This is a genomic window from Spiroplasma sp. BIUS-1 (assembly GCF_010365805.1).
Taxonomy (GTDB): Bacteria; Bacillota_I; Bacilli_A; order Mycoplasmatales; family Mycoplasmataceae; genus Spiroplasma_A.
Genome location: NZ_CP048386.1, coordinates 317,821 through 330,875, shown reverse-complemented (window position 1 = coordinate 330,875; position 13,055 = coordinate 317,821). Strand labels below are relative to the sequence as shown.

Annotated in this window: 11 protein-coding genes; all 11 read right to left on the bottom strand. The window is 26.7% G+C overall.

The window, feature by feature from the left end; all coding sequences use genetic code 4:
• Window positions 1-19 precede the first annotated feature (19 nt).
• Window positions 20-1,918, bottom strand: coding sequence for a hypothetical protein (locus SBIUS_RS01615; RefSeq protein WP_162684760.1), 1,899 nt, complete (start codon window positions 1,916-1,918; stop codon window positions 20-22).
• An 88-nt stretch (window positions 1,919-2,006) separates the two neighbouring features.
• Window positions 2,007-2,297, bottom strand: coding sequence for an MMB_0454 family protein (locus tag SBIUS_RS01610; protein ID WP_162684759.1), 291 nt, complete (start codon window positions 2,295-2,297; stop codon window positions 2,007-2,009).
• Between the two features lie 27 nt (window positions 2,298-2,324).
• Window positions 2,325-2,882, bottom strand: coding sequence for an elongation factor P (gene efp, locus SBIUS_RS01605; RefSeq protein WP_162684758.1), 558 nt, complete (start codon window positions 2,880-2,882; stop codon window positions 2,325-2,327).
• A 75-nt stretch (window positions 2,883-2,957) separates the two neighbouring features.
• On the bottom strand, window positions 2,958-4,808 hold the full coding sequence (locus tag SBIUS_RS01600; protein WP_162684757.1) for a hypothetical protein: 1,851 nt from the start codon (window positions 4,806-4,808) through the stop codon (window positions 2,958-2,960).
• Window position 4,809: 1 nt separating this feature from the next.
• Window positions 4,810-5,538 carry an ATP-binding cassette domain-containing protein gene (locus tag SBIUS_RS01595; RefSeq protein ID WP_162684756.1) on the bottom strand — a complete coding sequence of 243 codons (729 nt, stop codon included), beginning with the start codon at window positions 5,536-5,538 and terminating at the stop codon, window positions 4,810-4,812.
• Between the two features lie 94 nt (window positions 5,539-5,632).
• The gene (gene fmt / locus SBIUS_RS01590) at window positions 5,633-6,589 is read right to left on the bottom strand and encodes a methionyl-tRNA formyltransferase (protein ID WP_162684755.1); all 957 of its coding nucleotides are present in this window, start codon (window positions 6,587-6,589) and stop codon (window positions 5,633-5,635) included.
• Complete coding sequence (locus SBIUS_RS01585; RefSeq protein WP_162684754.1) at window positions 6,573-8,660, bottom strand: DUF2779 domain-containing protein; 2,088 nt, start codon at window positions 8,658-8,660, stop codon at window positions 6,573-6,575. Before SBIUS_RS01585 ends, fmt begins: the two co-directional genes overlap by 17 nt.
• Before the next feature lie 44 nt (window positions 8,661-8,704).
• Window positions 8,705-9,334 (bottom strand): hypothetical protein, encoded by a 630-nt coding sequence (locus tag SBIUS_RS01580; RefSeq protein ID WP_162684753.1) that lies wholly within the window; start codon window positions 9,332-9,334, stop codon window positions 8,705-8,707.
• A gap of 48 nt (window positions 9,335-9,382) precedes the next feature.
• Window positions 9,383-10,510 (bottom strand): tRNA 2-thiouridine(34) synthase MnmA, encoded by a 1,128-nt coding sequence (gene mnmA, locus SBIUS_RS01575; RefSeq protein WP_162684752.1) that lies wholly within the window; start codon window positions 10,508-10,510, stop codon window positions 9,383-9,385.
• 12 nt (window positions 10,511-10,522) lie between these two features.
• Window positions 10,523-11,839, bottom strand: a complete 1,317-nt coding sequence (locus SBIUS_RS01570; protein ID WP_162684751.1) for a hypothetical protein — start codon at window positions 11,837-11,839, stop codon at window positions 10,523-10,525.
• An 81-nt stretch (window positions 11,840-11,920) separates the two neighbouring features.
• Window positions 11,921-13,045 carry a molecular chaperone DnaJ gene (gene dnaJ / locus SBIUS_RS01565; RefSeq protein WP_162684750.1) on the bottom strand — a complete coding sequence of 375 codons (1,125 nt, stop codon included), beginning with the start codon at window positions 13,043-13,045 and terminating at the stop codon, window positions 11,921-11,923.
• Window positions 13,046-13,055 lie beyond the last annotated feature (10 nt).

Sequence of the window (13,055 nt, the reverse complement as noted above, 5' to 3'; positions counted from 1 at the left end):
TTCTTGCCCATGATTTTGACTATTTAATATTTTTAATAAATTTTCTACTTATTTTTTCTACTCTATCCTTACGTTTTTGTTCTTCCAATTGTTGAATCATTTCTGCTTTTTGTTCAATTGATTTGTAATTTGGAGTAGTTGTTTTTGCTATTTTTAATGATTTGTCAAATAATTGGTCATCATGAACTTTTGTAAAGTATGCTTTCATTTTTAATTCAGTACGTTTAATCATTTCTTGTTCGTGTCTAATTTGAGCATCAATACTTGCGATTTCTGTTCTGTATTTAGCATCTCTTTCAAGACGTCTTTCACGTTCTAATCTTAAAACTGTAGCAACACGTTTTTCTTCATTTCTCTTTAATTGACGTTCTTTCATCAATTCAATTAATTTTTGACGTTCTTGTAATCTTCTTAATCTTTCAGCTTTTTCAATAGCTTTTAGATTAAATTCTTCACGTTTTTTAAGTCTTTTTAATTCACGAGCTTCAGCTAATCTTCTTGCACGAGCAACAATGTAACTGTTTGCACGTTCAATTTTCATCATATTAATTCTATGACGACGATCATTTCTTAGTTCTCTTAAGAATTCAATTTTTTGAGTCATTTCATCAAGAGCTTTACCTTCTCTTTGGTGTGCTGCCATTAAATCATGCATTGCAGGTCTTTTTGCAGCATCATAATTCATTGGGTAGTAACCAACAGGGTTTTCTTCATGATATGGTTTTGATTTTGAAGATGATGAATTTTTGCTTTCATAAACTATTTTTCCTGATAAATCTGTTTTATCTGGGTTTAAGTTAATTTCAAAACCTTCTTTTGAAAGAATGTTTCTTTTTTCAGGAGCAACTGTTTCATCTTTTTCGTTGTACTCTCTTCTTGCAAGACCTTCATTGATCTCTACATTAGAATTTCCAATTGAATCTTCAGTTAAATGTTGTTGGAAGAATTCTGTTCCTAATTCAAGAGCTGCAAAGTTATCATCTTCTTCGTTTAATTGTGATTCATCAAAGTAGATGTTGTTTGCTCTATTAAACTCTTCTCTTGACATGTTTTCTCTTGCAACATATCCTAAAGGTTCTTCATTTTTTTCAGTTTTATTATTTTTATTTTCTTCTTTTGATGATTTATTTTCTGAAACTGAATCTTCACTTGAAACTTTTCCTTCATTTATAAATTCTAATAAATTAGGATCTGGTATTGCTTGTGAAGTCATAAGTTCTGTTTCTTCATCTATTGAAATTTTTTCAGCTTTTGCTTTTGTAGTTGGAGTTTCTTCAATAACTTCAACTTTTTGAGCAACTCCAAAACCATTTTGTAAAATGCTTTCTGGTTCACCCATACCTTTTTCTTCAGCTGCACTTAGTAAGTTTTCAATTTCATAAATGTTTTGACCAGTTCTTGGAACTGCAGTGAAATTAAATTGTTCAGTTTTAACTTGGCTTACATAACCAGCTCTTGAAAGAATTTCTTCTTTAGTATTTCTGTTTGAAGAAACAACACCTGGAGATAATTTAGTCATTAAATCTTTTCTCTTTTGGTCAGGAGACATAGCGGTAGGTTTAACGTCAAGTCTTTCTTTTCAACCTGATACACCATTATCTTTTCTCTTTTGACCAACTGCGTAGTTTTCTCAGAAGTGTTTAAAAATTCTGTTGAATTCACCTTCTCATAAGTCAACTAAATTTGGCTTTCTTGGATCATTTTTTGGCAATGAATCAATTCTTTCAAAAGATGATATTAATTTCTTGTAACTTTCATCTGTTTGTAAATTATATTTGTTTATTAAAGCTAAAGCTTTAGGACCAAACTTTTGATTTACATATTCACTTGCTCCAGGTTTTCCATTAATTGTCTTTGTACCTGTTGTAGTTGTTTTTTTGGTTGTTGTTTTAGCTGCCGCCATACCTAGTTCCTCCATTTAAATACAAAATCATTATACACTATTTCTACACATTTTTAAAGCATATGATAGCACCATATTATACAAAAAAATAGGTTTTATTTACCTATTTTATGAATGCAAATGCTATGTTTTTTGGTTTTATTCTTAAAGTTTTATAAATTGATTCATTTATTATTGAAGCAACTTTTACTCCATCCATTGAAAATTTTCCTTTTTCAATTGTGTGAACTCTAACAACGATAAATAAGTTAGTTTCTTGATGAATACTTACAGATGCTTCTATACTTTTGTATCCAACTGAATTTGAAGTAACATCAAATTCTATTATTTTACTTAAGATTTTTTCATCGATCTCCAAAGTTCCCTTTGAATTTCTTTCTATAGATATGTACATGTACAAATACCTCTATTCTATTTAAAATTAGTTTGCTCTACCAGCATATTTACCATCAGTAGTGTTTATTAACACTTTTTCACCTTCTTTGATGAATAATGGAACAGTTATTTCTAAACCAGTTTCTACTTTAGCTTTCTTTTGAGCCCCACTTGTTGTATCACCTTTTACAGCAGGTTCTGCTTCAACTATTGTAAGTTCAATTTTTTCTGGAATAGTAATACCAAGGATTTCTCCATCATATTCAGTCATTTTAACCATTATTCCATCTGTTATGAATTTTAATTCTCATTCTAATTTAGAAGAAGGAATTTCAACTTGTTCATATGTTTCTGTATTCATTAAAACACAATTTGTTCCATCATTGTAAAGGTATTGCATATCTTTCTTTTCAATTAAAGCTTTATCTACTTTTTCTCCACCTGTAAATGTAATTTCAACTCTAGCTCCAGTTCTCAAGTTTTTAACTTTTACTGTAACTTTACCTTGTTGTCTACCTGTTTTAGAAAATGAGTTTTCTAAAACAACAAAGATGTTTCCATCGTATAAGAATGTACTTCCAGGTCTTAAATCGTTTACTGACATAAATTAATCTCCCTTTAATATTTCTAAATAAATTATATATAAAAAAATCACAAATAAATAGTGATTTTTACAAGTTTACTTAATTAGTTGTTTTTTAAATAATCACATTGATAACCCAATAAAAGCAAAACTTATAATGATACTTGTAATAATAACTATATTATTGTTATTAAATATCAAATTTTCAATATCCTTGTTAGCAAATGGTGAGTTTTCATAATTTAATAAGTCATTTTCACTTATTTTATAATTAAATGAAGGATAGATTTCTAGCATACCGTTTCCAACATTTGTAAAATCAGTTAACAACGAAGGCTTGCTAGCAAAATAGACATAAGTATATGAGTTTAAAAAATTACTATTTATTTTTTTCTTTGAAAAATCTATAAATTCATTGTATTTTTTTAAATACACTTGTTTTTCCCTTGTTTCTTCTAGTTGATTAGAAATTGATGGATCATTGAAAGTATTATTTAAGTTTAATTTAGTATCTATATACATTGAATTTCTTCAAGTTTGAAATAGTAAAAAGTTTATTATCATTAACTCAGGGTGTTCATAATAGACTTTAATTGCCTCTTGGTCATTTTCACTAATTTTTCCAATATTGCCACAATCAATGTTTTTATCAACTCACAACGTTCTAATTATTTTAATTTTAGAATCACATTCATTCCCGGTGTTTCCTTCAAAATCTGAATTGATTCTTTCTTTTCTTAAAAAGCCTTGGGATTGATTTATCATTTTTCCAAAATAGTCATACATGTCATTATATATATGGTTTATATAATCTAAAATTTTTTCATATCTAGAAGTTTTAGGATTTTTCTTCAAATAACTGATTGTTGGTTTTAAATCAACAATAACTTCACTTGAAGAGCTATTTATTAAAAAAGAAGATCTGCTATCATTTAAAGACATCCCTAACCCTTCATAGCTGATTGGAATACCTTTATCATCTTTAAAAACTTCATATATATCCTCTATCATTTGATTAAAGAAAAAGTCTTTATTATAATGTGAATTTGAATTTCTGAAATCATAATTTAATTGTCCAGAATTAAAGTATCTATATGAAAAAACTCCCTTTAAATCAGATTCAGATTTATTTTTAACTCCCTTATTGTATTCATAGTTAAATCATTCTAATCCATCAATATCAAAAGATTTAAAGTAATCTTGTACTTTTTTTGTATCGAATAAATCTTTATATTCTTCTTCCTGACTAAAAGTTTTGTAGAATTCTTGTCCTTGATTTATTTGTAATTCAAATAGAGATTTTGAATTTAAGTTAATATTATTTTTATTTTCTTTTGACATTAAAGAAATTCCCATCGCAGTAACTGAAGATAAAGCAAATAGAAACACAAAAATCATATTTACAACCAAACTAGGTGTGCTTTTTAATAGTAATGAAAAAATAATACAAACTGAGTAAAAAATAAAGCTTGAAAGATAAAAGAACAAAGCTGTACTAGTTATCAATGAATACTTAATATCATTATTATTTATATCTAAATTTAGACCTACTAACTCAGTTATTATTAGGTTTATAGAGATTATTATAAATATATATAAATAGGAAACTATGAATCTTAATAAAAAACTGATGTATATGTTTTTCCCCGACTGTATTTCTATATTAATAAAATTTGATTTAATTTGTTTATTAAACAGAGTATAAACAATAAAAATTATCATAACACCCAAAACTACATGTGAAAATATGAAATTTAGCATCTTAAACAAACCAATATCTTCAATAGGATCTTTGTTTAAGGCGCCATTAACACCTAAAAAGGTGAATAATAAATTCATTATTATAAAACCTAACGATAATAAATTAACACCAATGCTTTTTCATATTTTTTTAAATTGGAAAAAAAATAGAAAATCGAAGTTACTTTTTCTTTTTGTTGTTTTCATATTAAGAATATAACCTCATAACTTCCTGATTTAAATCAGAATCAACTGATAAACTTGAATAAATGTCAATAATTTGTTCTTTCTCTTTATCAAATTTATTTTTATAAATTACTTTTCCTTGTTTTATTATTACCAATTTATTAGCAAGCATTTGTAGTTCCTCAACAATATGACTAGTTATCATTATAGAAACATTAGCTTTTTCCAATGACTTTATAATGTTTATAAATTCCTTTTTATTTTCTATATCCATATTGGCTGTTGGTTCATCAAAAATTATATATTGTGGCTTTCTAACTAATACAGATCCAAGAATAGCTTTTTTCTTTTGACCAGCAGATAGTTCACTTATTTTTTTGTTTAAAAATGGTTCTATTTTTAATCATCTAGATACTTCATTTAAGGTATTTTCAAAATCCTTTAGTGGTAATCCCGAACAAGCATAACAATATTTTATATATTCCTTTAGCTTTATATCCAAAATTATATTATTGGTATCCGGAAAAAACACGATAGATTTCAGTTCTTTATTACCAATTTTTTTAGAATTCAATAACACATTTCCAGAACTAATTTTATATTCTTTCATTATGCACTTAATTAAGGTTGTTTTACCAGCACCATTTGGACCCACCAAAGCTATAATATCATTTTTATCAAAATTAAAAGAAACATCATAGATGCCTCCACCATTTTTAAATTCTTTTGTTAAATTTAAAATTTCTATCATTTTAAAACCCTTTTCTATTGTATTTATTTTAAATATTAGGCTTATCTTAACAAAAAAGAAAAAAATTACAATAAAAAAATAAAATTTGGAAATATTATCCAAATTTTATTCCTGATTTAATTGGTGAGTTAGGATCATTAAATGTTGAGGCACTAACCATTTTTTTACCTTCTCTTTGAATTTCCAATATTTTTAAGTAACCATTTGAGGTATTTACAATAATACCTTCTTTGTCTGTTGAAATAACTTCACCATTTGCAAATAATCTATCAACAGTAATTAAGTTTTCATCATCTCTAATCACTCTTGCGGACTTAATCTTTACTCTTTCTTTTTCTATAAAAGTAAATGCTACTGGTTGAGGTGATAAAGCTCTTATGAAATTGTTTATTTCATAAGCAGATTTATTTCAATCTATAATTTCTTGCTCATTTTTTAAGTTATAAGCAAAAGTGACTTTTGATTCATCTTGTTCAATACCTTTTAACTTACCTTCAAAAATATCTAGCAACTTTTCTTCAACCATTTTTTTACCTAAAATAGCCATTTTTCCAAATAAACTTGCAGAATCATCATCGTCGCTGATTTCAATTTCTTCTTGATAATATACTTCTCCTGCATCCATTTTTTTGACCATTTTCATTAAAGAAATACCTGTTGTTTTTTCTCCATTCATAATTGCAAACTGAATGGGACTTCCTCCTCGATATTTTGGCAAAATACTTGCATGAGTATTTATGCAATTTTTAAATAAATCTAAAATTGGTTGGGTAATAAACTGACCATAAGCACAAGTTAGCATAAAATCAGCACTCAAACCCTTTAGATCATCATAGATTTCGCCAATTTTATAAGGTTGAAATAATTTATAACCTTTTGTTAAAGCATATTCTTTAACTGGTGAAAACTTAATTTCTTTTTTTCTTCCAACTTGCTTGTCTGGTTGAGTAATAACACCAACAATTTCTACACCAGTATTTTCTAATCCTTTTAAAATCTCTACAGAAATTTGAGGTGTTCCACAAAATATTACTTTATGCATTTTTTTCATCCTCCAACATTTGTCTTATATACATTTCAAAATTTGGGTTATATTCTTTTACAATATCAACTACTCTTTGCAAAACAACAATCATGGCAAGAGTATCTCTATCACAATATTTAAGCATATCTTCTTTTAGGATAACTTCATATTCTTCTTGAGTTATAACATCATCTAAGAATTGTCTAAATGTTTGACTTGCTTTATCTCCTTTATTTATTTTTAAATCCTTATAACTTAAAGTACTATCCAAAGCAGGTTGTGTTTTTTTAATAGAATATGAACCTCTAAAGTCTGGGTGATAAATTAATCAATTGTCTTCTTTCTTTTTAAAGAACTCCATTAAATCAATTGTGTTGTGATAAATATATTCTAATGATTTTCTAAATTCTGGATAAGAATATATTAAGTTCTTTATAACACTTCTTTCAAAAGATTTGTTATAAGCTACATAAACTCCAGGACCATATGCAAAACAATCTCTTATGAAATTAACTAAAAACTCAGGTCTTGGATCTTCTTGTTTGCTTGCAATGAAATTTAAATGTTTCATTGTATTTATAGGGTCATTAAAATCATAATCAGGATTGTCAATTACATGTATTGAATATTGAAATGGTATTTGTTCATAAGATCAAGAATTATCATATTTTGGAATTGCTCATTTAACAGTTTCAAAGTCATACATATAAACTGGATATCTATAATAATCTTTCAATAAAGACATTAGATTACTTCTACCATCTTCTCTTATTATATCTTCTGCAGATAAACTACCTTTTTCTAAGTAACTTCTAACAGTTTTAATTATTCTTAATTCATCTTTTCCAAAAAGAGATTTTCCCTCACCTTGAAATTTAGTATGTTCAACATCATTTATATTTTCAATATAAATTGCATTTTCATCTCTAGAATGAATTATAGCTGCTTTTGGTTTGAATCTTGTAAGTTCATATAAATTAAATTTACTTTTATCATAATGATCAACTACATGATGACAGACATTTTTCTTTAATTTATGAGTAACTCTTTTATAGTCAAATTGATATTTTTCACAATCTTGTTTATATAAATTTGATTTATCTTCTAAATATTTTGAAATTTCTAATATCATTTCATCGAAATCAAAACCATTATCTTCCATTCCCAATATCATTTCATTTAAACCAACATCTTTTTTTGTAGTTTCTAATTTATCTGTAATTCTTATTAACTGTTGGTAATTTAAGTCAGACTCATCTGAAATAGGTAACTTTAAATTATTTAAAACCGGTTTAACTTCTGTTTCAAAATCTATTTCATCTTTCTCTATGAAAAAATCAGGTCTATTTTCATCAATCCCAATTCCCCTAACATAGCACTTATTGATAAGACCAACTTTAACATCATCTACAAAATAACCATTTTTTTCAAGAACTTTTTTTTGATAAAGCACGTCAAAGAAGTGAACTGCCTTAGATGTAGTTGAAGCTTTAAACTCAACTATAGTAACATGTCTGTTTCCGTGATTAATTAAAACGTCACATCTAACTTTCAACATTGAATCCATATACTCAAATGAAGGTTCAAATAAATACTTTACTTTATTATTATCTAAAGCTTTTTTTGTTTCTTCTAAACTTTCTTCATAACTCATTTCTTGAAAATCTCTAAATTCAAAATCAGTTTTTTCTTTTAGATTATCTTTATATAATTTTTCAATGAAATACTCGCGAGCAGCATCCCCAACAGCATTACCATCCACAATAGTTTCTGCAGGCAATCCTGAAATTTCAAAACCATTAAGATCATCCATTTGTTTTATAAGCATTTCTTTTTGAGCAACTTCTGCTTTGCTAAGCTCACTTTCATCTTTTTCTAAAAGATCAGAGTAAAGATCAATAGCATTAAAACCAGCTGATGTATTTCAATCATCATCTGTTTCTATTGGTGATTTATAATGAGTTTCAATCATTTCATTCTTTTTTTGTTCAATAGTATATTTGAAGTTTTCTAAACTGTGAAATATTCAAGCTATTTTAGGACATTCAGCCATATATCTTTTAAAATCTTCTTTTGTAACCCTTATATTTGTTTTCATTTTTTCTTCTCCTTTTAAACAAAAAAAACATATTAAAAAATATGTTATTTATTTCTTCTTGGTATAAATTTAACTGTTGTTGCTTTTATAGCTTTATCCATTTGAAGATTTAAATCCTTGTTTTCTTTTTGGTATTTTTTCTCTTCTTTAATGTTTTTCATTTCTTCTTTAATTTGAACTTTATGTTCTATAGCTTTTTCTTTTTCTTCTTTTTTAAGAACAACTTTTTCTTGTTTTGTTAATTTTACTTTTTTCTCAGCAATAGCGATTCTTCTTTGAGTATTTTCAAGATCTATTTCACCATTTACTTGTCATGCAGTAACATAATTATTTTTTCCAGATTTTGTTGTTATACCTTCAACTTCATAAGCATTTGTTGTCATTAATTTATTAGTTTTTGGTTCGAAAATTTGAACAACTACGTCAAAAACGTCTCTATACTTGTATTCTTGACCTTTTCTTGCATAAACTTTTTCATATTCTATTTTAATATTTTTAATATTTTGTGTTTTAGCAAGATAGTTTTTTATTTCCTCTTTAACTACTTTTTTTCTTTTTTGTTGCTCAACTTTTTGAGCTTTTTTACTTGTTATTGAAGAAACAATAACAAAAACTAAAACAACTAATACTACTACACCAATAACAATTGTACTTGCGCTTGAACTTAAAAACATACAACATTCCTCTTTCTTTAAATCATATTTATTTTAACTTATTTTTAACTAATTATTTAAAACTTTATCTATTACCCCACCACCAAGGCAAACTTCACCAAGATATAAAACTGCTTCTTGACCTTCTGTAACAGCTCTTACAGGTTCTTTGTAAGTAACTTTAATTTGTGTATCTGTTAAAACTTCAACTTCAACTTTTACATCTTTTTGACGATATCTAAATTTGGCTGTACACTCAAATTTATTTGAATCAAAGTAGTTTTTATAATTTGAAATAAAATTAAATTCTTCTACTATACAACTTTTAGATTCCAAATAACTTTCGTCACTTAAAGGTGAAACATAAATTATCTTTTTATCTATATCTTTTTTTGCAACATAGTAAGGTTCTTTTTGACCACCAAGATTAAGACCTTTTCTTTGACCAATTGTATAATACATAACTCCAATATGCTCTGCTATTTTTTTATTTGTTTTAATATCAATAATATCACCTGGTTGATTTGGTATATAGTTTTGTAAGAACTTTGTGAAATTTCTTTCACCAATAAAACAAATACCAGTAGAGTCTTTTTTCTCAGCTGTAATTAAATCATATTTTTTAGCAATTTCTCTTATTTCACTTTTTTGATATTTTTGTAAGGGAAACATGGTTCTAGATAGTTGATCTTGATTTAATTGACACAAAAAATAACTTTGATCTTTGTTTTCATCAAATCCTCTTAACAATTCAAACTCATTTGTTTTTTCATTAAATTTAACTCCGGCATAATGCCCCATGGCAATATAGTCAGCTTTTAATTCTTTGGTTGCATATTCTAAAAATTTATCAAATTTAATGTATTTGTTACACAAAATATCTGGATTGGGAGTCCTTCCTTTTTTGTATTCACTTACAAAATACTGAAAAACATAGTCTCAGTATTCTTTAATAAAGTCAATTCTATGTATTTTAATATTTAGTTTTTCTGCTACTTTTTTAGCATCTAAGTAGTCTAATTCTTGAGGACAAGTTTCTCCATTTAAGTTATTTCCTAAAATATCATTATTTAAGTTACTATCTCAATTTCTCATAAAGAGACCTTCTACTTCATAACCTTGTTCTAACAATATTGCAGCAGTAACAGAAGAATCAACTCCCCCACTAAGACCTACAATAACTTTCTTTTTTTCCATAATTTGTTCGCCTTATTTTTTACTTATTTTTATCATTTTTTTATTTTCTTTTTTAGCTAATTTAGCCATTTTTTTAACATCTCTAGAATTATTAAATCAAGTTTCAAAAGAGTCAAAGTTAATTGGATCGACACTGGCTTTTTTAGCATTTCTTGATGTTAATTGTAAACTTTCAACAAGTTGTGTAGTTCCACCATCTTGATCAAAAAACTTCTCTTTCTCTCTGATTTTTTTGCTACCAAACTCAAGATTATTAATAGCTTTTTCTAAATCATCAACTGTATTTGCAACAGTGTAATCATTATTATTAAAAACTGGAACTGAATACTTGTTGCTTTCATCATTGAAAAATTCACTTAATTCTTTTGTATCCATTTCATCAAATAAAGTTCTTTTGCTTATTTTACTTTTAGAAAGTGCTTCTTGATTATTTTGCTTGTGTTCTAAGTTATCAAATTCAACCATAATATTTTTCTCTTCTTCTTTAACTTCTTCATCTAGTGCTGTGACTTCATTTTTTTCAGTTTTTATAAGTTCATTTTTTGTTTCTTGTGTTTCTTTAAATTCATTTTTAACAAGTTTTGTATCAGCAAGAAGAAAATTACTTTTTATTTCAAAGTCTTTATTTTCAGCTTCTTTAGTTATTTCATCATCAATTGAGTTTTTAATTTCGTTTTTAATAGATTTTTCGTTTAATGTTTCTTTAAATGATTCTTTAATAGTATCTTTTATAACTTTAGTTATTTGATCATTTTTATATTGATTTAAATCTTGTTCTTGTTTTGTGATCATGGTTTCTAAAGAAGTTTGTTGTTGATTTAAAACATTCATTTGCTCTTGAACAGTATCATTTATTTTATTTTGTTGCTTCATTTCTTCTTCTTTTGTTGCTAAATTATAATTTTTGAAATTATTATTGGGTTTTAAGTCAACGTTTAATTTACTCAATAAATAATCTTTATCTCTTTGCTCATTCTCATAGCTCATTTTTCTCATTTCAATGATTTCTTTTCTAATATGAGAATTTGTGGGTTTAATCATTTTGTCTACTATGTTTATTGATTCAAATTTTGTATTTTCTATATCTTCTTTTTTGATTGCTAAATCTTTATTATTTGGTTCAAAAAAATGTGAGTTTGCATTTTGAACAATATCAATTTTAGATGTTTTTTTATCTTTAATAGCAATTGTCTTATCAAAATCCATTGATATAGAATGATCTAAGTCTTTTTCAAATCAAAAATCTCCTGAAGAAAATTCTTCAGTAGTTTCGTCTATTAAATTTTCTTTGACTTTATTGATTTTTAAAACTTTAATTTTATCAGACATAGTAAAACCTCCACCTATTGATTATACAATAATAAGATTAAATCAAAATAAATACTTTTGTCAAAAAAATAACCCTAAGGGTTATTCTTCTAAATTATTTGTTACTTTGAATTCAGTTAATTGCATTAAACTTTCAATTTTTTCTTTTTCTTCTTTATCAAGTTCTTTTGGAATCACAATGTTAACTTCTAACAATAAATTACCTCTGTGTGAAGATTTAACACCCTTGTGTAAACCATAATTTTTAACAGTAATAATTTCTCCGTTTTTAACACCCCTTGGTATTTTTATGTTAACATCCCCATCAAGAGTTTTTATTGTGATTTCATTTGCAAGTAACGCATCTAGATAACTAACATCGAATTTAAATTTAATATCATGATCATTTACTATTTTTACATTTTTTGATGCTTTCAAGTGAACATCAGCATAAAGATGTCCTCTTTCACCACCATCAACTGAATAATTTCCTGCATTTCTCAATACAATTTGTTGATCTGGTACTAAACCTTTTGGTATTGGCATTGTAACTGTTTCTTTTTTCATAACAGCTCCATCACCTCTACAACTTTTACATGGGTTTTTATTTTCTTTACCTTGTCCTTTACATTTTGGACAAGGTTGTTGAGTTTGGAATTTTGCAATTCCCATATCTTGTAAAACTGTAACAACCCCATGTCCATTACATACTTCACATTCAACAATATCAGATTTAGATTTTGCTCCAACTCCATCACAATCATCACACTTAGAAACAAGATCTAAAGTAACATCTTTATCTACTCCGAATAATAATTCTTTTAAAGATAAACTAACACTTATGACAATATCTTTTCCTCTTGATGATCTTTGTCTTGAAGAACCTCCAGATCTACCCCCAAAGAAGTTTGAGAATATATCTGAGAAGAAGTCTCCAGCTCCTCCCATATTTGAGAAGAAGTCTCCAAATCCGCCACCAAATCCGCCAAATCCAGATCCCATTCCATTTAGTCCATCATGTCCAAATTGGTCGTAAGTTTGACGTTTATTTGCATCTAAAAGAACTTCAGCTGCTTCAGTTGCTTCTTTAAATTTCTCTTCAGCATCTGGTTCTTTACAAATATCAGGGTGGTATTTTTTAGCTAATTTACGATAAGCTTTTTTTATGTCATCTTCTGATGCTGACTTTGCAACACCTAAAACTTCATAATAATCTCTTTTAGCCATAACACACCTC